The organism is Parafrankia discariae (assembly GCF_000373365.1).
Classification (GTDB): domain Bacteria; phylum Actinomycetota; class Actinomycetes; order Frankiales; family Frankiaceae; genus Parafrankia; species Parafrankia discariae.
Window position 1 is genome coordinate 75,586 of record NZ_KB891252.1, and the last position, 20,659, is coordinate 96,244.

20 protein-coding genes are annotated in these 20,659 nt (G+C 72.5%); 2 read left to right on the forward strand and 18 right to left on the reverse strand.

Going from position 1 to position 20,659, the window contains the following annotated elements; all coding sequences use genetic code 11:
* Positions 1–48 precede the first annotated feature (48 nt).
* The 3 genes from alr to B056_RS0127690 form a co-directional block, all read right to left on the reverse strand.
* Positions 49–1,200, reverse strand: a complete 1,152-nt coding sequence (gene alr / locus B056_RS0127680; protein ID WP_018505095.1) for an alanine racemase — start codon at positions 1,198–1,200, stop codon at positions 49–51.
* Entirely contained in the window at positions 1,197–2,729 is a 1,533-nt protein-coding gene (locus tag B056_RS0127685) for an NAD(P)H-hydrate dehydratase (protein ID WP_018505096.1), read from the reverse strand. Before B056_RS0127685 ends, alr begins: the two co-directional genes overlap by 4 nt.
* Before the next feature lie 101 nt (positions 2,730–2,830).
* On the reverse strand, positions 2,831–3,373 hold the full coding sequence (locus B056_RS0127690; protein ID WP_018505097.1) for an SWIM zinc finger family protein: 543 nt from the start codon (positions 3,371–3,373) through the stop codon (positions 2,831–2,833).
* A gap of 129 nt (positions 3,374–3,502) precedes the next feature.
* Here B056_RS0127690 and B056_RS0127695 point away from each other — a divergent pair, with 129 nt between their 5' ends.
* On the forward strand, positions 3,503–4,498 hold the full coding sequence (locus tag B056_RS0127695) for a PadR family transcriptional regulator (RefSeq protein WP_026240217.1): 996 nt from the start codon (positions 3,503–3,505) through the stop codon (positions 4,496–4,498).
* Positions 4,499–4,754: 256 nt separating this feature from the next.
* On the opposite strand, the gene glmS is transcribed toward B056_RS0127695, so the two are convergent.
* The 4 genes from glmS to rplM form a co-directional block, all read right to left on the reverse strand.
* A complete protein-coding gene (gene glmS / locus B056_RS0127700; protein ID WP_026240218.1) occupies positions 4,755–6,683 on the reverse strand; it encodes a glutamine--fructose-6-phosphate transaminase (isomerizing) in 1,929 nt (642 codons plus the stop codon).
* An 88-nt stretch (positions 6,684–6,771) separates the two neighbouring features.
* Positions 6,772–8,181, reverse strand: coding sequence for a phosphoglucosamine mutase (gene glmM, locus B056_RS0127705; RefSeq protein ID WP_018505100.1), 1,410 nt, complete (start codon positions 8,179–8,181; stop codon positions 6,772–6,774).
* Between the two features lie 159 nt (positions 8,182–8,340).
* The gene (gene rpsI / locus B056_RS0127710) at positions 8,341–8,748 is read right to left on the reverse strand and encodes a 30S ribosomal protein S9 (RefSeq protein WP_018505101.1); all 408 of its coding nucleotides are present in this window, start codon (positions 8,746–8,748) and stop codon (positions 8,341–8,343) included.
* 132 nt (positions 8,749–8,880) lie between these two features.
* On the reverse strand, positions 8,881–9,324 hold the full coding sequence (gene rplM, locus B056_RS0127715; protein ID WP_018505102.1) for a 50S ribosomal protein L13: 444 nt from the start codon (positions 9,322–9,324) through the stop codon (positions 8,881–8,883).
* Positions 9,325–9,906: 582 nt separating this feature from the next.
* On the opposite strand from rplM, the gene B056_RS39765 reads away from it, so the two are divergent.
* Positions 9,907–11,586 carry a hypothetical protein gene (locus B056_RS39765; RefSeq protein WP_051105760.1) on the forward strand — a complete coding sequence of 560 codons (1,680 nt, stop codon included), beginning with the start codon at positions 9,907–9,909 and terminating at the stop codon, positions 11,584–11,586.
* A 33-nt stretch (positions 11,587–11,619) separates the two neighbouring features.
* Here B056_RS39765 and truA read toward each other — a convergent pair whose 3' ends face one another.
* The 11 genes from truA to secY all read right to left on the reverse strand — a co-directional run bounded on the left by truA (position 11,620) and on the right by secY (position 20,372).
* Positions 11,620–12,447 (reverse strand): tRNA pseudouridine(38-40) synthase TruA, encoded by an 828-nt coding sequence (gene truA / locus B056_RS0127725; protein WP_018505103.1) that lies wholly within the window; start codon positions 12,445–12,447, stop codon positions 11,620–11,622.
* A 350-nt stretch (positions 12,448–12,797) separates the two neighbouring features.
* Positions 12,798–13,385 (reverse strand): 50S ribosomal protein L17, encoded by a 588-nt coding sequence (rplQ, locus tag B056_RS0127735; protein WP_018505105.1) that lies wholly within the window; start codon positions 13,383–13,385, stop codon positions 12,798–12,800.
* A 123-nt stretch (positions 13,386–13,508) separates the two neighbouring features.
* Positions 13,509–14,558 (reverse strand): DNA-directed RNA polymerase subunit alpha, encoded by a 1,050-nt coding sequence (locus B056_RS0127740; protein ID WP_018505106.1) that lies wholly within the window; start codon positions 14,556–14,558, stop codon positions 13,509–13,511.
* Between the two features lie 213 nt (positions 14,559–14,771).
* Positions 14,772–15,401, reverse strand: a complete 630-nt coding sequence (rpsD, locus tag B056_RS0127745) for a 30S ribosomal protein S4 (protein ID WP_018505107.1) — start codon at positions 15,399–15,401, stop codon at positions 14,772–14,774.
* Between the two features lie 35 nt (positions 15,402–15,436).
* Complete coding sequence (gene rpsK / locus B056_RS0127750) at positions 15,437–15,841, reverse strand: 30S ribosomal protein S11 (protein ID WP_018505108.1); 405 nt, start codon at positions 15,839–15,841, stop codon at positions 15,437–15,439.
* Between the two features lie 78 nt (positions 15,842–15,919).
* Positions 15,920–16,300 (reverse strand): 30S ribosomal protein S13, encoded by a 381-nt coding sequence (gene rpsM, locus B056_RS0127755; protein WP_018505109.1) that lies wholly within the window; start codon positions 16,298–16,300, stop codon positions 15,920–15,922.
* Positions 16,301–16,555: 255 nt separating this feature from the next.
* Positions 16,556–16,669: a 50S ribosomal protein L36 gene (gene rpmJ / locus B056_RS0127760; RefSeq protein ID WP_003956441.1), complete on the reverse strand. Its 114-nt coding sequence runs from the start codon at positions 16,667–16,669 to the stop codon at positions 16,556–16,558.
* 55 nt (positions 16,670–16,724) lie between these two features.
* Positions 16,725–16,946 carry a translation initiation factor IF-1 gene (gene infA / locus B056_RS0127765; RefSeq protein WP_006541558.1) on the reverse strand — a complete coding sequence of 74 codons (222 nt, stop codon included), beginning with the start codon at positions 16,944–16,946 and terminating at the stop codon, positions 16,725–16,727.
* A gap of 233 nt (positions 16,947–17,179) precedes the next feature.
* The gene (gene map / locus B056_RS0127770) at positions 17,180–18,019 is read right to left on the reverse strand and encodes a type I methionyl aminopeptidase (RefSeq protein WP_018505111.1); all 840 of its coding nucleotides are present in this window, start codon (positions 18,017–18,019) and stop codon (positions 17,180–17,182) included.
* Positions 18,020–18,426: 407 nt separating this feature from the next.
* On the reverse strand, positions 18,427–19,080 hold the full coding sequence (locus B056_RS0127775; RefSeq protein WP_018505112.1) for an adenylate kinase: 654 nt from the start codon (positions 19,078–19,080) through the stop codon (positions 18,427–18,429).
* Positions 19,080–20,372 (reverse strand): preprotein translocase subunit SecY, encoded by a 1,293-nt coding sequence (secY, locus tag B056_RS0127780; RefSeq protein WP_018505113.1) that lies wholly within the window; start codon positions 20,370–20,372, stop codon positions 19,080–19,082. The genes B056_RS0127775 and secY overlap by 1 nt, the downstream gene beginning before the upstream one ends.
* Positions 20,373–20,659: the final 287 nt, after the last annotated feature.

The following is a 20,659-nucleotide window of genomic DNA, read 5'->3' on the forward strand; positions in this document are numbered from 1 at the left end:
GCCGGTCAGCCGTGCCAGCGGATCAAGCGGGTCAGATGTGCCGGCCGGTCAGACGTAGACGCGCGGTACCCGCGGGCCGATCCGGGTCACGATCTCGTAGTTGATGGTGCCGAGCGCGCGTGCCCAGTCGTCCGCGGTCGGCTCGCCCCGGTCGCCGGGGCCGAAGAGGATCACCTCGTCGCCCGCGCGCACCGGGTCGGCACCGACGTCCACGACGAACTGGTCCATGCAGACGGTGCCGGCGATGCGCCGCCGCCGGCCGCCCACCAGCACCTCGGCCACGTTCGTGGCCGAGCGGGGGATGCCGTCGGCGTAGCCGAGCGGGACGACGGCGAGGCCGGTCTCCGCCGACGTCCGGTAACGGTGCGCGTAGGAGACCCCGGTGCCCACCGGCACCCGCTTCACCAGCGCGGTACTGGCGTGCAAGGTCATCGCGGGCCGCAGCCCGAACGCGGACGGCGGCCCGATCTCGGGCCCCGGCGAGAGCCCGTACACCGACACCCCCGGCCGGACCAGGTCGAAGTGCGCCTCCGGGCTGACCAGTGTCGCGGCCGAGTTCGCGAGGTGGCGCACCTGCGGACGCAGCCCGGCCTTGCGGGCGACGTCCACCGCGTCACCGAACCGGCTGATCTGCGCCCGCACGGTCGGGTGGCCGGGCGCGTCGGCGAAGGCGAAGTGGCTCCACACGCCGACGACCTCGATCAGCCCGTCCGCCTCGAGCGCCACGGCGCTGTCGCACAGGCCGGGCCAGTCCTCGCCGGTGGCCCCGGCCCGCCCGAGACCAGTATCGATCTTGAGATGCACCCGCGCGGCCCGGCCGACACCGCGGGCGGCGGCGGCGAGGTCGTCGAGCGCCCAGCTGGCGGACGCGGAGAGGTCGACGTCCGCCGCGATGCCCGCGGCGAGGCGTTCGCCCGGTGCCGCCAGCCAGGAGAGCACCGGGACGGTGATCCCGGCGGCCCGCAGGGCCAGCGCCTCCTCCAGGAAGGCCGTCCCGAGCCAGCTCGCGCCGGCGTCCAGCGCGGCCCGGGCGCAGGGCAGCATCCCGTGCCCGTACCCGTCCGCCTTGACCACGGCCATGGTCGCCGCCGCGCCGGCGCGGGCCACGAGGGCCGCGACCGAGTCACGCACGGCGTCGAGTTCGATGGCCGCGTAGGCACGCGGCGGGTGCGACGGGTGCGGTGGGGGCGGCGGGCTCACTCCTCGACGCTAGCAAGCAGGTCCTCGATGACCCCGGGCAGGAGCCCGGGCAGGTCCGCGGCGGCGAGCGGCACGGGCCCGCGCTCCCCCGCCCGACCGTGCAGGAACGCGCCCACGGCGGCCGCGTACGGCGCCGACAGGCCCGCGGCCAGCAGGGAACCGGCGAGTCCGGTGAGAACGTCACCGGACCCGGCCGTTCCCAGCCACGGTGTTCCGGTCAGGTTGACGAAGGCCGTCCCGTCGGGAGCGGCGATGATCGTCCGGTTGCCCTTCAACAGCACGACGGCGCCGAGATCCCGCGCCGCCTGCCGGACCGTGCCGAGCCGGTCGGCCAGCAGACGTCCGGGTGTGTCGGCCTGGTCCCAGCCGAGGGCCGTGCCGGTCAGCCGGATGAACTCGCCCTCGTGCGGGGTCAGGACGACAGCGCCCCTGCGCTCCCGCAGCAGCTCCGGGCGGGCCGCGACGGCGGACGCGAGCGCGTCCAGCGCGCCGGCGTCCACGAGCAGGCCGGTACCGGACTGTTCGAGCAGCGCGTCGACGAGGCGCCGGGTGGCGTCGTCCGGTACGAGGCCGGGGCCGATCGCCCACGCCTGGACCCGGCCCACCCCGAGCATCGTCTCCGCGTCCCCCGCGTCGATCACCGTCAGCACGGATTCCGGATGGGCCCGGCGGACGTACTCGGCGGCGCCGGTCTCGGCGACCACCCGCAGGTAGCCCGCTCCGCCCCGCAGCGCGCCGCCGACCGCCAGCACCGCGGCCCCCGGATACCGGTCGCTGCCGCCGACGAGCCCGAGCACGCCGCGGGAGTACTTCGAGTCGGCCGCGGCCGGGACGGGCAACAGTCGGGCCACATCGCGGTCCTGTAGGGCGCGTAGGTCGGGCTCGGGCAGCGTCAGCCCGATGTCGACCAGCTCGACCCGCCCGGCGTGGACGGCGCCGGGCCCGACCAGCAGGCCACGCTTGTACGTGCCGAAGGTGACGGTGCTGGCCGCCCACACGGCCCCGTCCGCCACCGTGCCGGTGTCCGCGTCGACCCCGCTGGGCACGTCCACGGCCAGCGTCCGCCGGGCCGGCGCCAGCGCGGTGAGCCGGGCGTACGGTTCGCGCAGCCCGCCGCGGCCACCGATACCGAGCAGGCCGTCCAGGACGAGGTCGGCGGAGTCGACGAGGTCGGCGGCCGCGTCGATGCCCAGCCCCGCCGCGGCCGGCTCGACCGGGCCGGTGCGGTGCAGCCGCCCCCCGGCCGCACGGAGGGCCGCCGTCGCCTCGGGATGGGTCCGGCCGGGAGCGAGGGCGTGGACGCGGGCGCCGCGGGCGGCCAGCCGCGCGCCCGCCCACAGCGCGTCACCACCGTTGTCACCGGAACCGGCGAGGACGACGATCCGGGCGCCGTACACCCGGTCGAGACGGCGGACCGCGTGCGAGACGAGGCCGGACACGGCACGCTGCATGAGCCCGCCGGAGGGCAGGGACGCGAGCAGGGGCGCTTCGGCGTCCCGTACCTCGGCCACGGTGTGTGCTTCGAGCATGCGGTCATGCTCCCGCCGGAACTGCTCCCGGTCGCGCGGATCGGCCGCAGGCGCGGCGCGCTGCCGGACGGCGCCACACCGCGCGTACCGCGATGGGCGGGTCAGACGGCTCCGTGCTGGCGACCGTGCCAGGCGACCGTGGCCTCCCAGAGCACGTCCGCGACGACCTCGTTCTCGTCGGCGGCGTCGAGGAGCGTCTCCACCAGCTCCGCCCGCGGGACGCGGCTCAGGAACACCCGGATCGCCGCGTGCACGGGATCGTCGGCGAAGAGGTCCTCTGTGTGGCCCTCCTCCTCGTCGTCGTCGTCCGCCATCCCGGCCGAGCCCGTGGCGACCAGCGCGACCGCCACGGCATGGCGGCAGAAGACGCCGCCCGAACTGTCGGAACAGGTACAGGTGGAGCCGGGACCGTCCTCGCCCGCCTCCAGCCGGACCTGCTGGTGCCCGTCGTCGTCGACGGTTCCCGACGCGTTGGTCGGCCGGATCCGCAGCTGCTCCACCCGGCCGAGCAAAGCGAGGCTGACGCCCTCCATGAAGACGGCAGTGCCCGCGCGCTGGGCACACGCGCGTTCCTCGAAGGCGGCCTCGAGGGGGGTGACCGCCCCCTCACCGTGCCCGTCGCCCTCCGACGCCGAAATGATCATTCGCCAATCCTACGGAACGACGGGCCTGGTCTGCCCGCTAGGTGGAGACCAGGGGGTAGCCATCCGCTCCATCGCGATATATCGTGAACGTACGCGAAGCAACGCGATCCATTTTCAAGGGAGATCACAATGAGTTCACACGCCATGCCGGGATGGGATGCCCGCTGGGACACCTGGGGCCGCTACCTGCCGTTCGACCCCACCCGGTTCCTGGATCCCGCCCGGCTTTTCGCACTGGCCGAGGCGGCGAGAGGCTCGTGCCGACCGGGCGAGCACAGCCATGTTCACGGCGGGCACCGCGAGCACCACGGGCACGCGCACGGCGGGCACCGCAGCCACATGCACGACGACCACGGTCCCGGTGGCCACGGCCCCGGCGAGCACGGCCCCGGCGACCGTGGCGGTGAGCCCGGCCCCGGCCCGCGCGGGCGTGGGGGTCGGGGCGGCCGCCCGGGCGGGCCCTTCGGGCCGGGCGGGTTCGGGCCGGGCGGCTGGCCGTTCGGCCGCGGCTTCCCGCCGGGGCCCGGTTTCGGACGCGGGGCCCGGGTCGCCCGCGGCGACGTCCGTGAGGCCCTGCTCGCGCTGCTCGCCGAGGAGCCGATGCACGGCTACCAGATGATCGGCGAGCTGGCCTCCCGCAGCGGCGGGGTCTGGCGGCCGAGCCCCGGCTCGGTCTACCCCGTGCTGTCACTGCTCGCCGACGAGGGGCTGGTCCGCGCCGAGGAGCGCGACGGGCGCCGCGTCTTCCACCTCACCGACGCCGGCCGCGCCCACGTGGAGGCCCGCGCCGGAACGGCCAAGCCGTGGGAGACCGCGGCGGCGAGCGCGGACGACGAGACCACGGCGCTGCGGACGCTGGCCTTCGGGGTCGGCGCGGCGGTCGTCCAGGTCGCGCAGGCCGGCGACGCCGACCAGATCGCCGCGGCCCGGGATCTCCTCACCGAGACCCGGCGGGGCCTGTACCGCATCCTCGCCGGCGACCTGGCGGACGCGCCGGCGGCCGACCGACCGGCCGAGGACGGCGGCGACGGCTCAGGGCCCACCGGCACGACCGGTCCCGCGAAGCCCGGCCCAGCCGGTGGCGGCACGGGCGCGCCGGGCGGACAGCCGAAGGACCTGAGCTGACACCCGGACGAGGCGTGCCGGTCACCGCGCCGGCACGCCTCCCCGGCCCGGTGCTTCGACAACCCGGTGCTTCGACAACCCGGGCCTGGGCCTCCCTGGTCGGGCCCGGACCCGGCCCCGGGGCTGTCCCCGGGTCCGGACCCGGGGCCGGGCCCGGACCGACAAGCGTGTTGTCGGGCCAGGGCACAGACAGGCTGAGCCAACACAGTTCGGCGATCCCCGGCGGCACCGGCACCGAGGTTGAGCTGGGCTGGTGCTATTCGACCGTGACGGACTTGGCCAGGTTGCGCGGCTGGTCGACGTCCAGCCCACGGGCGAGCGCGAGCTCGCAGGCGAAGACCTGCAGCGGCAGCGTCGTGACCAGCGGCGCGAACAGCGACGACGTGGCGGGCACCCGGATCAGGTGGTCCGCGTAGGGCTCGACGGCGGTGTCGCCCTCCTCCGCGATCACGATCGTCCGGGCACCGCGGGCCCGGACCTCCTGGATGTTGGAGACGATCTTCCCGTGCAGGCTCGCCCGCCCGCGCGGCGACGGCACGATCACGACCACCGGCAGGCCGGGCTCGATCAGCGCGATCGGGCCGTGCTTCAGCTCCCCGGCTGGGAAGCCCTCAGCGTGCATGTAGGCCAGTTCCTTCAGCTTGAGCGCGCCCTCCAACGCCACCGGGTAGCCGACGTGGCGGCCGAGGAAGAGCACCGCCTTGGCGTCGGCCAGGCCGCGGGCGAGCTCCCGCACCGGCTCGACGGTGGCGAGCGTGCGCCGGACGAGCTCCGGGACGCGCTGTAGCCGGTCCACGTAGGCGGCGACCTCGTCGCCGTAGAGGACACCCCGGGTCTGGGCCAGGAACAGCCCGACGAGCAGGCAGGCCGCCACCTGCCCGAGGAACGTCTTCGTCGCCGCGACGCCCACCTCGGGGCCGCACCGGGTGTACAGGACGGCGTCCGACTCACGCGGGATCGTCGAGCCGTTGGTGTTGCAGATCGCCAGCACGCGGGCCTTCTGCTCCCGGGCGTGCTTGACCGCCATCAGGGTGTCGAGCGTCTCGCCGCTCTGGCTGATCGCGACGACCAGCGTCGAACGGTCGAGCACCGGGTCGCGGTAGCGGAACTCCGAGGCCATCTCGACCTCGCAGGGCAGCCGCGTCCAGTGCTCGATCGCGTACTTGGCGATCAGGCCGGCGTGGTAGGCCGTCCCGCAGGCCACGATGAAGACCTTGTCGATGTCGCGGAAGTCCTGGTCGGAGAGGCGCTCCTCGTCCAGGACGATCGTGCCCTCCGCGGAGAGCCGGCCGCGCAGCGTGTCGGCGAGCGCCGTCGGCTGCTCGCTGATCTCCTTCAGCATGAAGTAGGGGTAGCCGCCCTTCTCGGCGGCGCTCGCGTCCCAGTCGACGTGGTAGCGGCGGCCCTCGACGACGGCACCGGCGAAGTCGTAGACGGTCACGCCTTCGCGCCGGGCCTCGACGAGCTGGTCCTGGCCGATCTCGAGCGCCTCGCGGGTGTGCGCGATGAACGCGGAGACGTCACTGGCCAGGAAGGTCTCGCCCGCGCCGAGACCGACGACGAGCGGGCTGTTGCGCCGCGCGCCCACGACGACCTCGGGATGGTCGCGGTGCAGGACGACGAGCGTGAAGGCGCCCTCCAGTCGGCGGCACACGTTGCGCACCGCCTCGCTGAGCGGGTGCGCGATCGCCGCCCCGGCGGCCGACCCCGCCGACCCGGCCGATCTCGGCGCCGCCGCGCCGGCCGCGCGGGTGCCGGGGTCGCGGGCCATCTCGATCTCGAGCAGGTGGGCGACGACCTCGGTGTCGGTCTCGCTGGCCAGCTCGTGGCCGGCCGCCTCCAGCTCGGCGCGCAGCTCGGCGAAGTTCTCGATGATTCCGTTGTGGATCACCGCGACGGTGCTGGTGCAGTCGGTGTGCGGGTGGGCGTTGACGTCGGTCGGGCCGCCGTGGGTCGCCCAGCGGGTGTGCCCCATCCCCGTCGTGCCGGGCATGGGGTCGTTGTCCTCGCCGAGGACCTTCTCCAGGTTGGCGAGCCGCCCGGCACGGCGCGCGGTACGCAGCGCGCCCGCGCCGACGACGGCGACCCCCGCGGAGTCGTAGCCGCGGTACTCCAGCCGGCGCAACCCGCTCAGCGCGACGTCCAAGGCCGATTGATCACCGACGTAACCAATGATCCCGCACATGTTGCTCAGCGTACGCAGTCCGGTCCGGGCGCCGGGCACGGACCGCTCGGTTGCCGGGGATGTCCCTTTGCCGGGCGGGAACGTTGGATCAGCGCAGGGCGCGCTGCACGACGTCGGCGAGCCGACCGGCGACGTCCCGGGCCAGCTCGTCCGTCGGCGCCTCGACCATCACCCGCACCAGCGGCTCGGTGCCGGACGGCCGCAGCAGGACCCGGCCGGTCCCGCCCAGCTCCGCCTCGGCGTCGGCCACCGCGGCCCGCAGCTCGTCGGAGCTCTCCGCGCGCGCCCGGTCGACGCCGCGGACGTTCACCAGGACCTGCGGCAGCCGGGTCATCACCTTCGCCAGCTCGTGCAGCGGCTGGCTGGTCTCCGCCATCCGGCCGAGGATCTGCAGGGCGGTGAGCAGCCCGTCGCCGGTGCCGGCGTGGCGGAGGAAGACCACGTGCCCGCTCTGTTCCCCGCCGAGCGAGTAGGCACCGGAGCGCATGGCCTCCAGGACGTAGCGGTCCCCGACCGGGGTGGTGACCACGTCGATGCCGGCGTCGCGCATGGCGTGGTGGAAGCCGAGATTCGACATCACGGTGACGACGACGGTGCCGCGCTCGAGCTCGCCGCGCTCGGCGAGTGCCAGCGCGCAGAGCGCGAGGATCTGGTCACCGTCGACGATCTCGCCGGTGGAGTCCACGGCCAGGCAACGGTCGGCGTCGCCGTCGTGGGCGATGCCGGCGTCGGCGCCGTGCGCCAGGACGGCGTCGCACAGGCTGTCGAGATGGGTCGCCCCGGACCGGTCGTTGATGCGCAGGCCGTCACCGTCCGCGTGCAGCGCGATGACGTCGGCGCCGGCGGCGCGCAGGACCCGCGGGGCGAGGTCGGAGGCGGCGCCCTGGGCGCAGTCCACGACGACCCGCAGGCCGCGCAGCCCACCAGGGCCGCCGGGCAGGGTCGCCAGCAGGTGGTCGACGTACCCGTCCACGAGCGTGCTGTCGTCGCGGACCCGCCCGACCGCGGCCGCCGTCGGACGGCGCGCCGCCGGGGCGGTCATCCGGCGCTCGATGGCGTCCTCGACGTCGTCCGGCAGCTTCAGCCCGCCCGCGGCGAACAGCTTGATCCCGTTGTCGGGCATCGGGTTGTGGCTCGCGGAGAGCATCACGCCCAGGTCCGCGCCGGTCGCGGCGACCACGTAGGACACCGCGGGGGTCGGCACGACCCCGATCCGGGTGACGTCCGCGCCCGCGCGGGCCAGACCTGCCACGACCGCGGCCTCGAGGAACTCACCGGAGGGGCGGGTGTCCCGCCCCACGACGACGAGCGGCCGGTGGTCGATCCCGTCGGCGTTCGCGGACCGGGCGACCGGCACGCCGTCCACCGGACCGGGCGGCGGGGTGCCGCGGTCCGCGACCTCCTCCACCGCGGCGGACGCCAGCGCGAGCGCCAGCTCCGCCGTCAGGTCGGCGTTCGCGACACCGCGGACGCCGTCGGTGCCGAAAAGCCTCGCCACTGAGGCCTCCCAAGGGATCGGAGCAGCACCGCCGCGCGCCACCGGCACGCCGCGCGGACAACGGAACGAGACCACTGGATGGAACGAAACCACCGCGCGACTGTGAGCCCGGCAGGACGTGCCTGCCGGGCTCGACCACCGCACGCAGTGGGCAGCGGGTCAGCGCTTGCTGTACTGAGGCGCCTTACGGGCCTTCTTCAGGCCGTACTTCTTCCGCTCCTTCACCCGGGCGTCCCGGGTGAGGAAGCCCGCCTTCTTCAGAGTGGGGCGCGCCTCCTCGTCGACGATGAGCAGCGCCCGGGCGATGGCCAGGCGCAGCGCGCCGGCCTGGCCGGAGACGCCACCGCCGTGCAGGCGGGCCACCACGTCGTAGGACTCAGCCTTCTCCAGGGTCTTCAGCGGCTCGTTCACGAGCTGCTGATGCACCTTGTTGGGGAAGTACTCCTCGAGCTTGCGCCCGTTGAGGGTCCAGTTGCCGGTGCCCGGGATCAGGCGCACCCGGACGACCGCCTCCTTGCGCCGCCCGGTAGCACGGGGATTGCCCTGGGCGTCGGTCACGACAGCCACGTCGCGTTCCTTCCTTGTTTGTAACCAGATCGCTCGAGGCCACCCGAAACGGCCCGATCGGTCATGTCGGGCCGTCAGTCGAACGGGCGCTGAACGCCACCCGCGCGGTTCGGGATGCCCATCGAGCCGCGACTACTGCGCGACCTGCTTGATCTCGTACGGGACGGGCTGCTGCGCCTGGTGCGGGTGAGTCGGGCCCGCGTACACCTTCAGCTTGCTGCCCTGCGCGCGGCCGAGCCGGTTGTGCGGCAGCATCCCATGGATCGCCCGCTCGACGATCACGTGGGGACGCGTGTCGAGCAGCTCGCCGTAGGACGTGCTGCGCAGACCACCCGGGAAGCCCGAGTGCCGGTGGTACTTGGCCTGCTCGCGCTTGTTGCCGGTCATCGCGACCTTGCCGGCGTTGATGATCACTACGAAGTCGCCCGTGTCGATGTGCGGGGCGAAGTACGGCTTGTTCTTGCCGCGCAGGAGCTGGGCCGCCTGGCTGGCCAGCCGACCGAGCACGACGTCGGTGGCATCGATGATGTGCCACGCGCGCTGTACGTCCGCGGGCTTGGGCTGGTACGTGCGCACAGGTCTGCCTTCTCGTTCGGACGAACTCGCGGGGAGCCTCGTCGATGTCGCTAGCGAGGTGCCCTGCAAGGCGAGGTGCGTTGCAAGGCGAGGTGTGCCAGATGCATTGCCAAGAGTCGCGTTACCCGAAGTGTGGGTGCGGGCCCCCAGCATTTGGACCCACAGCATTTGGACCCACAGCACGCGGGTCCTCTGCATACGAGCCCTCTGCACGCGGGGCTTCACCCACGAGGGGGCTGAGGACCGCAGCAGTCTTTGAGGTTACCAGGCGATCGGCGGAGCAGGACCTACGGCTCCCGGCCGCGGGGCGGACGCCCGGCCGGATCGCCCCGGACACCCGGCCGATCCGGCCGCCCGGCGGCGTCATCTCCATGGCCCGGCCCGTCGCGCGGCCGCGACGGGCGACCGGAACAGCCCTGACTGGCCCATATGACTAGCTCCTATATTCTTTCGCCCACCGGCCGGGCGCGTCGGCTTCCACGGGAGCCGCGCCGCCCTCCGCCGGCCGAGCGCCGCACGGAGCCGTAGCAGGCACCGGGCAGCAGGCGGCAGGCCGTCGGGGGGACGAGCGAGGAGGAGCGCATGCCACCCGAACCCGGCAGCGGCGGGCCATCCACCGGCGCGACGGGGCCGCACGGCGGCCCATCGCCCCATGACGACCTCCGGTGGGCCCTGGATCCGAACGCCGTCGCCGCGTCGCCCTGGTACGGGGCTCCGGGCGGTCCGCCCGACCCGGTGGACCCCGCTTCCGGCGGGCCGGCGCCACGGTGGGGCGCCCCGGACCCGTTCCAGCCCGGCACGAGCCCGATGGACGTGGCCCCGGACGCGGCCCCGGACGCGGGCCCGGGGGACGCCGCCGCGGGCTGGGCCGCGGCGGACTCGGGCGGCCTGCCGGACTCGGGCGGCTGGACGCCTCCGGTCGAGGATCCGCTCTTCGGCCCGATGCCCACCTACTCCACCGGCGCCTATCCCCTCGCCGGCCACACGCCGGGCGGCTATCCGACCGGCGGCCATCCGCTCGGCGGACCTCCCACCGGCGGGCATCCGCTCGGCGGCCAGTCCGCCGACAGAACGCCGCCGTACGGGCAACCGTTCACCGGCGCGACCAGCTCGACCAGCTCCACCGGCCCTGTCCTCGCCACCGGCCCTGTCCTCGCCACCGGCCAGGGTGGCCCGGCAGCCGCCGGTCCCGCGACGGACGGCGCGGTCCTGGGCGGTGGCGGCGCCGGGGCCGGGCCGGCGGGTGACCCGTCGACCGGTCCCCGGACGGACGGCTATTCCTTCCAGGTCCGGACCGCCACGAGTCCGCTTCCCGTTCTCACGAAGTCGGCGGAGCCCGCGGCCACGGAAAGGCCCGCCCCTGACCATGCCCACCCGGCGGGTGCGCCGGGCGGGCCCAGATTCGACACCGCGCACGACGATCCCTATCCCGAGGACGAGCCCGTTCCCGGGCGGTTCGCCGCCTTCCAGCCGAGACGCTTCCAACTGCCGGCGGAGAGCGACATACCGGCGGCGGGTTGGCGGTGGGCCTTCCGGTCGCGAGGCGTCCTCGCGGTGGCCGTCGGCCTCGTCCTCGTCGTCCTCGCCGCGGGAGCAGTGGTCACGGTGCTTCGCGGCGGCGACGGTGGATCCACCGCGGCCGGCGCCAGGCCGACCGCCCCGTCCGTCGACCCGAACTTCATCAACAGCGCGCGGTCCGACTCCACCGCGGTGCGGCCGAACGAGTTCTTCGCCGACGAACGGGTCACCATCCAGGGGCACAACTACACCCGCATCGCCAGCAGCCTCGTCACGGGATGTCCGGACCTGAGCGGGGAGCTCGTCACCGCGCTCAAGGGCAGTGTGTGCCGCCAGCTCGTCCGTGCCCTGTATGTCAGCGTCCCGGTCGCCGGTCAGCCGCAGGTGCTCGCCGGCCTCTCGGTCTTCGTCGTTGACGAGCAGGCCACCGCGACGGCGGCGGCGAAGATCGCGGCGGAGGGGCGAGGTGGGGTGGCGGCACCGCCGATCCCGGCGGGCTCCATCCAGAACCCGCGGATCCTCAGCCCGGGCGGCGACAACTCCTGGCGCGCCGCGATCGCCCGCGGGCACTACATGATCCTCACTCAGCTCGCCTACGTGGACGGCAGCCAGGGCTCGGCCAGCGACCCGGCCCTCCGGAACATGATCACGGATCTCGGGCTGATCGCCACCGAGCCGATCGCCCAGCGGATGCTCGTCGGCGGGACCGGCACCGCGCCCAGCCCGACCTCCGGCACCCGCTGACCGGACCCGCCGGGCGGCGCTAGCGGGGCGGCGTCAGCCGGACGGCGTCGTCGGCACGCGGACCGCCCGGGTCACCTGGGCCCGTGCGGCGAGGGCGGTGTCCGGCGGGTAACGGACCTCCACCAGGGTCAGCCCGTGGGCCGGCAGGACGGTCACCGCGGGGTCGCGCATGCCCCGGCCCAGGACCCCGGCCACCCACTCCGGGCGCCGCCGGCCCTCCCCCACGGCCACCAGCGCACCGACCAGGGCCCGCACCATGGAGTGGCAGAACGCGTCCGCCTCGACGTCGGCGAGGATGAGGCCGGGGGAACGGGAGACGTCCAGGCGCAGCAGGGTGCGCACGGTCGTGGCGCCCTCACGCCGCCGGCAGAAGGCCGCGAAGTCGTGCTCGCCGAGCAGGAGCAGCGCCGCCTCGGCCATCGCCGGGACGTCCAGCGGCCGCGGCGAGGCCAGGGTGTCGAAACGGCGCAGCGGGTCCGCGCCGTACGGGGCGTCGGTGATCCGGTAGACGTATCTGCGGGACAGCGCCGAGAAGCGGGCGTCGAACCCGTCCGGGGCGGGGGCGAGGCCCTTCACCCGGACGGCGCGGTCGAGCACCCCGTTCAGCCTGCGGGCGAGCCCGCCGACCGGTGTGTCGTCGGGAATGTCGACGTGGGCCACCTGGCCGGCGGCGTGCACACCGGAATCTGTCCGCCCGGCGACGGTGAGCCGGACCGCGGGCAGCCGCGCGACCCGCATCAGCGCGTCCTCGACGTCGCCCTGGACCGTCCGCTGGCCGGGCTGGCGGGCCCAGCCGGCGAAGGCCGTGCCGTCGTAGGCGAGGTCCAGGCGCAGCCGGATCAGTCCCTCGGCCGGTCTCATGAGCGCGCGTCCCTCGTGTCGAAGCTGCGCCGGCCGATCAACCCCGCGCACGGCCTTCCCGGGGCCATGGCCAGCACCGTCGCCACCAGGGCCACCGCCACCAGGGCCACCGCGACCAGGGGCACCGGCCCCCGGTTCCGGCGCCTCGCCGGTGGCCGGTGGTCCCATCACGTTCTCCCACCCCACGACACGGCCGCCACGGGTCGCCCCGGCCCGGACCGCCGTGAGCGGCAGGACGCCCGGCGGGGCGCCACAGGGCAGGAGCCCGCCGCCCATGATGGGCGACGGGCTCCTGCCTGGACCAGAGACCAACGTGAGCGGTCGGACCGGGCGACGGCCGACCGGCATCATCAGCTCTCCGGCTTGGTGTCCTCGGCCTTGGTCGTCGCCGCGTCGTCCGCGGCGCCGGCCTCGGCGGTGGGCTGCTCCGCCTGGGCCTCGGCCGCCACCGCGGCGGCGGTCGGCGACTCGTTCTTGAGGTCGTCGGCGGCCTCCGCCGTCGCCCCGGTCGGAGCCTTGCGGGCCGCGAAACGGGTGCCACGGGCACGCTCGGCCTCGGCGACGGCCGTCTGCGCGACGGTCAGCGCCTCTACCAGCTCGATGCGGGCCATCGGCGCCGCGTCGCCCCGGCGGGGGCCGAGCTTCACGATCCGCGTGTAGCCACCGGGACGGTCGGCGTAGCGCGGGCCGATCTCGGTGAAGAGCGTGTGGACGACCGAGTTGTTCCGGACGACCCGCATCACCCTGCGCCGCGCGTGCAGGTCACCACGCTTCGCGTGGGTGACCAGGCGCTCGGCGTAGGGACGCAGCCGGCGCGCCTTGGCCTCAGTGGTCGTGATGCCACCGTGCTCGAACAGCGCGGTGGCGAGGTTGGCCAGCAGCAGCCGCTCATGTGCGGGGCTGCCGCCGAGCCGGGCGCCCTTGGTTGGCGTGGGCATGATGGGTGCTCCTCGTTCCTTTCGCTGCTCTCCGGGCGCCGCCGGGAAGCACGGCTAGGCCCCCGGTGGACGTGCGCCCCGGGCGACCGGCTGGAACCGGGCGACCGGGGACACACGGTCAGATCAGTACTGTTCGGTCTCGACGAACTCGCGACCGTCGTCGGACGGGTCGGAGAACGACGGGTTGTACGTGTCGGTGCCGTACGTGTCGACGGCCTGACGCGGGTCGAACCCGGGCGGGGAGTCCTTGAGCTGCAGGCCCATGGCACCCAGCTTGGTCTTGACCTCGTCGATCGACTTCTGCCCGAAGTTACGGATGTCGAGCAGATCCGCCTCGCTGCGGGACACCAGCTCACCGATGGTGTGGATGCCCTCGCGCTTGAGGCAGTTGTACGAGCGGACGGTCAGGTCCATCTCCTCGATCGGCAGCGCCAGGTCGGCGGCCAGGGCGGCGTCCGCCGCGGACGGGCCGATGTCGACGCCCTCCGCCTCGGCGTTGAGCTCCTGGGCCAGCCCGAACAGGCCGACGAGGGTCTTGCCGGCGCTGGCCATCGCGTCCCGCGGGGAGATCGACTGCTTCGTCTCCACGTCGACGATGAGCCGGTCGAAGTCCGTGCGCTGCTCCACACGGGTCGCCTCGACCTTGTAGGTCACCTTCAGCACCGGGGAGTAGATGGAGTCGATCGGGATACGACCGATCTCCTGCCCCGGCTGCTTGTTCTGGGCGGCGCTGACGTAGCCACGGCCCCGCTCGACGGTCAGCTCGATCTCGAGCTTGCCCTTGTCGTTGAGGGTGGCCAGGTGCAGGTCGGGGTTGTGCACCTCGACGCCGGCCGGCGGCGCGATGTCGGCCGCGGTGACCTCACCAGGGCCCTGCTTGCGCAGGTACATCACGGTCGGCTCGTCGTTGTCGGAGCTGACGACCAGTTCCTTGAGGTTCAGGATCAGGTCGGTCACGTCCTCCTTGACCCCGGGAACCGTGGAGAACTCGTGCAGGACGCCGTCCACCCGGATACTCGTCACGGCCGCGCCCGGGATGGAGGACAGCAGGGTGCGACGCAGCGAGTTGCCGAGGGTGTAGCCGAAGCCCGGCTCGAGCGGCTCGATCACGAAACGCGACCGGAACTCGGAGATCGGGTCCTCGACGAGCGAGGGACGCTGAGCGATCAGCATGAGAGAACTTCCTTCCGAACACGGCGACCGCCATATGACGCCGTGGGAGCTCCCGACAAGGAGCCGGCACGGGGGCATCGGTCCGCCCCCGCACCACACAACAGTACGCCGGGCGGGAATGATCCGCGGCCCGGCCGCCACCCGACCCCGGCACGGGACCGGGGACCGACGCCAACCCGGCGCCGGCACGAGACCGGCGCCGGACGACGGCGACTACTTCGAGTAGAGCTCGACGATCAACTGCTCCTGCACCTGGGTGTCGATCACCTGGCGCGCGGGCAGCGAGTGGACGAGCAGGCGCATCTGGCTGGGGATGGCCTCGATCCACGGCGGGACGGTGCGGCCGGACCCCGCGGTCTCGCGGGCCACGATGAACGGGGTGAGCTCGCGCGACTTCGGCGCGATCTCCACGATGTCGTTCTCGGTGACCCGGTAGCTCGGGATGTCGACCTTGCGGCCGTTGACCTGCACGTGACCGTGCCGGACGGCCTGGCGGGCGGCGTCCCGGGACGGCGCGAAGCCACCCCGGTACACCACGTTGTCCAGGCGCGACTCGAGGATCTTCAACAGCTCGTCACCGGTCTTGCCGGCACGCCTGTTCGCCTCGTCGTAGTAGCCCCGGAACTGCTTCTCCAGAATGCCGTAGATGCGCGCGCACTTCTGCTTCTCGCGCTTCTGCAGCAGGTACTCGGAGTCCTTCGTGCGGCCACGGCCGTGCTCGCCCGGCGGGTACGGCCGGATCTCGATCGGGCACTTCGGGGTCTCGCACTTGCTGCCCTTGAGGAACAGCTTCGTCTTCTCGCGGCGGCAACGCTTGCAGTCCGCGCCGGTGTAACGGGCCATGCTCGTCCTTCTCTCTCGTATCCCTGGCGCGGACTTCAGACCCGGCGACGCTTCGGCGGGCGGCAGCCGTTGTGCGGGGTCGGGGTGACGTCCTGAATCGCCCCGACCTCCAGGCCGGCGGCCTGCAGCGAACGGATCGCGGTCTCCCGGCCGGAGCCGGGGCCCTTCACGAAGACGTCGACCTTGCGCATCCCGTGCTCCTGCGCCTTGCGAGCCGCGTTCTCAGCGGCCATCTGCGCGGCGAACGGAGTGGACTTGCGGGAGCCCTTGAAGCCGACGTGGCCGGCCGACGCCCACGAGATCACGTTACCGCTGGGGTCCGTGATCGAGACGATCGTGTTGTTGAACGTGCTCTTGATGTGAGCGTGCCCGTGGGCGACGTTCTTCTTCTCTTTCCGCCGGACCTTCTTGACGCCGGCGGTGCGTGTCTTGGGAGGCATAGCCCGTGGTCTCCGTCTACGAGGTCGTCGATCAGCGGTCGCGGAACCCGGGCGCCGGGGCCCGGGTGGGACCGGTGACTACTTCTTGCCGGCCTTCTTCTTCCCGGCGATGGCACGGCGCGGGCCCTTGCGGGTACGCGCGTTGGTGTGCGTGCGCTGGCCGTGGACGGGAAGGTTGCGGCGGTGACGGAGACCCTGGTAGCAGCCGATCTCCATCTTGCGGCGGATGTCCTGCTTGATCTCGCGGTTGAGATCGCCCTCGACGCGGTAGTTGGCGTCGATCCACTCCCGAAGCTTCTGGACCTCGTCGTCGGTGAGGTCCCGGACCCGGGTGTCCGGGTTGACCCCGGTCGCGGCGAGGGTGTCCCGAGAACGGCTGCGGCCGATCCCGAAGATGTAGGTCAGCGCGATCTCAACCCGCTTTTCGCGGGGAAGGTCGACGCCGGAGAGGCGTGCCATGACGCGGTGGTTCCTTCCTGAACCCGGAGGTCTCGGGCGACACCGCCCCCGCCTCGGCCCGGAGAGCGACGCCTCCCTGACGGGTGGCATCGGTCCGTGAAACCGACGAGGCCCCGGCCTCCGACCGGGGGTGGGACCGCGTGACGCGGCCTGGTGTCGCTTCTGGCGGCGGGCCCATCAGACCCGCCGGATGTCACCGGCGGGCGCCTGGCCCGCCGGTGACCGTCGGCAGGCCCGCTGGCCCGCCGACCGCGATCAGCCCTGGCGCTGCTTGTGGCGCAGGTTGTCGCAGATGACCATGACACGCCCGTGACGGCGGATCACCTTGCACTTGTCGCAGATCTTCTTCACGCTCGGCTTGACCTTCACGGCCGCACGAACCTCCACACGCAGCCGTGGGCCGCGCTCGCTGGTGAGTTGACGACTACTTGTAGCGGTAGACGATGCGACCGCGGGACAGGTCGTATGGCGAGAGCTCCACCACCACCCGGTCCTCGGGAAGGATCCGGATGTAGTGCTGACGCATCTTGCCACTGATGTGGGCGAGAACACGATGACCGTTCTGGAGCTCCACCCGGAACATGGCGTTCGGGAGCGGCTCCACCACTCGGCCTTCGATCTCGATGGCCCCGTCCTTCTTCGGCATGTCCTCCGCTGTCCTGACGTCGACGCTGGGATGACGGCCCGGACCCGCCTGGGGCGAGCGATCGCGCACCCGAGAGTGCGTTCACGCGAGATCACCGCGCGGAGCCACCGTACAAAAAGATGGACACCGACAACGCTGTAGACCGTCGACTCATGAGTGTACGTGCCGCATCCGTCAAGGGCCAACACGGGCCCCACACGACCCTGATCGGACCGGCTGGTGCGCCTGACCGCTCAGCCGGTGGGCGCGTCGGCGGGCTGCCCGCAGGCCACCCCCAGCTCCGCGAACCTCGCCACGCCGCCGTCCGGCTCGGTGAGCACCCACGGACCACGCGGGGTGACAGCGACCGAGTGCTCGGTGTGCGCGGCGAGCGAGCCGTCCCTGGTCGCGACCGTCCATTCGTCCTCGAGGATGACGGTGTCCGGCGAGCCGAGGGTGATCATCGGCTCGATGGCCAGCGCGACGCCCTCGACCAGCTTCATCCCGCGGCCGGCCCGGCCGTAGTTCAGCACGTGCGGCGGCTGGTGCATCTCCGACCCGATGCCGTGCCCGCCGTAGTGGTCGACGATCCCGTACCCGTGGGGGAGGATGGCCCGCTCCACCGCGTTGCTGATGTCCGTCAGCCTGCCGCCGAGCTGGGCGGCGGCAAGGCCCCGCCACAGCGCCTCGTCGCAGACCCGGAGCATGTCCAGGACCTCGGTGGGCACCTCGCCGACCGGGACGGTGATCGCGGCGTCGCCGTGCCAGCCGTCGACGATCGCGCCGCAGTCGATGGAGATGATGTCCCCCTCGCGCAGCACCCGGCGCCGGCTGGGGATCGCGTGCACCACCTCGTTGTTCACCGAGCTGCAGATCGAGGCCGGGTACGGGGGGTGCGCGTAGCCCTTGAAGGAGGGGATGCCGCCGTCGGCGCGGATCGTCCGCTCCGCGAGGGCGTCGAGATCCTCCGTGGTGACGCCCGGAGCCACCGCCGCGCGCAGCGCCGCCAGGGTCTTCGCGACGAGCAGCCCGGCCACCCGCATCTTGGCGATCTCGGATGCCGTCTTGATCTGGACGTGCTCTCGTCGTGCCACGCTCTACCGGTCCCGTCCCTCAGTAGTGTTCGCGACGTACGACTGCCCGTCGCCTCGGCTGAGCCCGGCCGGGACCCGTACCCCGCCGGCGCAGCCGCCCCGGCACGGACCTGCCGCGCTCACGTTCCCTGCCGCGCTCACGTGCCTGCCGTGCCCACGGGCCCCGCCGGCGCGTTCCCGCGCCCGTCCCCTACCGACGATAACCGTCCGCGGTGACGGAGATGGGAGCTCGTTCGTCGAGAGCGGACGTCGCCGGCGGAAAACGCGGGCATACGGCGACCGCGGGCCAGCGGACGACCTCGACCGCGGCGCAGGCCGCGAAGGACCGAGGGCCCGCTCCGTACCGGAACCGCCGCGGACGCGAGGTATGGCGGTGTCACGACGCGACTGACCGGGGTCGGCCCCGGTCAGTCGCCGTAGTGGCGTAGCGCGTCGAGGGCGCGGTCGGTCACGTTGTCGACCGGGCCGGTCGCGTCGATGCCGATGAGCACGCCCTTGGCCGCGTAGTACGCGACGAGCGGGGAGGTCTGCTCGGCGTACACCTCGAGGCGGTGGCGCACCGTCTCAGAACGGTCGTCGTCGCGCTGGAACAACTCCCCCGAGCACCGATCACAGATTCCCTCGACCCGGGACGGGTCGAAGTCGAGGTGCCAGATGTGGCCGCAGTTCCGACAGGTGCGCCGCCCGGAGAGCCGCCGCACCACCTCGTCGTCGTCGACGACCAGCTCGAGGACCACATCGAGACGCGTGCCCATAGCGTCCAGCATGCCGCCGAGCACCTCGGCCTGCGGGACGTTGCGTGGGAAGCCGTCCAGGAGGAAGCCCTTGACCGCGTCGTCCTCGGCGAGACGGTTGCGCACCATGCCGATGGTGATCTCGTCGGGGACGAGGTCACCGGCGTCCATGTACGCCTTCGCGAGGACACCGAGCTCGGTTCCCTCGCGGACGTTCGCCCGGAAGATGTCGCCGGTCGAGATCTTCGGAATGGATCTCGCCTGCGCGATGAAGGCGGCCTGCGTCCCCTTGCCGGCGCCTGGCGGTCCGACCAGTACGAGGCGCACTACCGGAGGAATCCTTCGTAGTTGCGCAGCATGAGCTGGCTTTCGATCTGTTTCACGGTCTCCAGCCCCACTCCCACCATGATCAAAACCGAGGTACCAGCGAACGGGAAGGGCTGGTCCTTCGTCAGGTTGAGAAGCGCCAACGGCAACACCGTGATGACCCCCAGGAACAGCGAGCCAGGGAGAGTGATGCGGGACAGCACGTGATCCAGGTATTCGGCCGTGGGCCGGCCGGGTCGGATCCCGGGGATGAACCCGCCGTACTTCCTCATGTTGTCGGCGACCTCCGTCGGGTTGAAGGTGATCGCGACATAGAAGTACGTGAAGAAGATGATCAGTGCACCGTAGGCCACGAGGTAGAGCGGGTGGTCCCCGCGCGACAGGTAGCGCTGCTCGAAGTCCTGGAAGGTCTGGTTGCTCCACACCTGACCCACGAGCTGCGGGAGCTGGAGCAGCGAGGAGGCGAAGATGACCGGGATGATGCCGGCCTGGTTCACCTTGATCGGGAGATAGGTGGAGGTCCCGCCGTACATCCGGCGCCCGATCAGCCGCTTCGCGTACTGGACCGGAATGCGGCGCTGCGACTGTTCGACGAACACGACGAACACGACGATGGCCAGACCGAGCAGAATCACCAGGCCGAACACGACGCCACCGGCGACCTGCAGGATCCGCCCGCCCTGGGAGGGCAGGGCCGCGGCGATCGAGGTGAAGATCAGCAGCGACATGCCGTTGCCCACGCCGCGGGCGGTGATGAGCTCACCCATCCACATGATGACCGCTGTTCCCGCGGTCATTGTGATCACGATGGTGACGATGCGGAAGAGGCTCGTGTCCGGGATGATCTGGGCGCTGCAGCCGGGGAAGAGCCGGCCACTGCGGGCGAGCGCCACGATGCCGGTGGCCTGCAGGATGCCCAGGGCGACCGTCAGATAGCGGGTGTACTGGGTGAGCTTCTGCTCACCCGAGCTGCCTTCCTTCTTCAGCTGCTCGAGTCGCGGAATCACCACCACCAGAAGCTGGATGATGATGCTCGAGGTGATGTACGGCATGATGCCGAGCGCGAACACCGAGAGCTGAAGGAGGGCGCCACCGCTGAAGAGGTTGATCAGCGAGTACACGTTGTTGCTTTCGGCGCTGGCCGAGTCCAGACACGCGTTCACCGCCGCCGTGGAGACACCGGGTGAGGGCATGACGCTGCCCAACCGGAACAGGACGACGACACCAAGGGTGAAGAGCAGTTTCTTCCGCAGGTCGGGCGTGCGGAAGGCCCGCGTGAAGGCGGTGAGCACGACTCCTCCTGCTGATCCTTACGGCTGACGGGACGGACTCGATGTCCGGTACGGATCGCCGCTGGCCGCCGAAGCCGACCGTACGCGGTGAGGCGACTCTAACAGCACCCGAGGCCCACTCGTCCGGACATCACTCGCGGTAGGCACCGGTGTACTCGAGACGCAGAGCGAGGAGGCACCCGTTGCAGCGTCACCGGCGAGCCGTTACGTCGGCTGTCGCCCTCCGCCGCGCTCCACAGTGGCCACTACGCGGTGTCACGATTCAGGCTCCTGGACTCCGGTGGCCC

Bases quoted from the DNA above. Each gene is read 5' to 3' on its own strand.
- B056_RS0127685 (WP_018505096.1), bottom strand. From the start codon at position 2,729: ATGCTCGAAGCACACACCGTGGCCGAGGTACGGGACGCCGAAGCGCCC.
- glmS (WP_026240218.1), bottom strand. From the start codon at position 6,683: ATGTGCGGGATCATTGGTTACGTCGGTGATCAATCGGCCTTGGACGTC.
- infA (WP_006541558.1), bottom strand. From the start codon at position 16,946: ATGCCGAAGAAGGACGGGGCCATCGAGATCGAAGGCCGAGTGGTGGAG.
- rpsK (WP_018505108.1), bottom strand. From the start codon at position 15,841: ATGCCTCCCAAGACACGCACCGCCGGCGTCAAGAAGGTCCGGCGGAAA.
- rpsM (WP_018505109.1), bottom strand. From the start codon at position 16,300: ATGGCACGCCTCTCCGGCGTCGACCTTCCCCGCGAAAAGCGGGTTGAG.
- B056_RS0127690 (WP_018505097.1), bottom strand. From the start codon at position 3,373: ATGATCATTTCGGCGTCGGAGGGCGACGGGCACGGTGAGGGGGCGGTC.
- B056_RS0127740 (WP_018505106.1), bottom strand. From the start codon at position 14,558: ATGCTGATCGCTCAGCGTCCCTCGCTCGTCGAGGACCCGATCTCCGAG.
- rplQ (WP_018505105.1), bottom strand. From the start codon at position 13,385: ATGCCCACGCCAACCAAGGGCGCCCGGCTCGGCGGCAGCCCCGCACAT.
- B056_RS39765 (WP_051105760.1), top strand. From the start codon at position 9,907: ATGCCACCCGAACCCGGCAGCGGCGGGCCATCCACCGGCGCGACGGGG.
- truA (WP_018505103.1), bottom strand. From the start codon at position 12,447: ATGAGACCGGCCGAGGGACTGATCCGGCTGCGCCTGGACCTCGCCTAC.
- B056_RS0127695 (WP_026240217.1), top strand. From the start codon at position 3,503: ATGAGTTCACACGCCATGCCGGGATGGGATGCCCGCTGGGACACCTGG.
- rpsD (WP_018505107.1), bottom strand. From the start codon at position 15,401: ATGGCCCGTTACACCGGCGCGGACTGCAAGCGTTGCCGCCGCGAGAAG.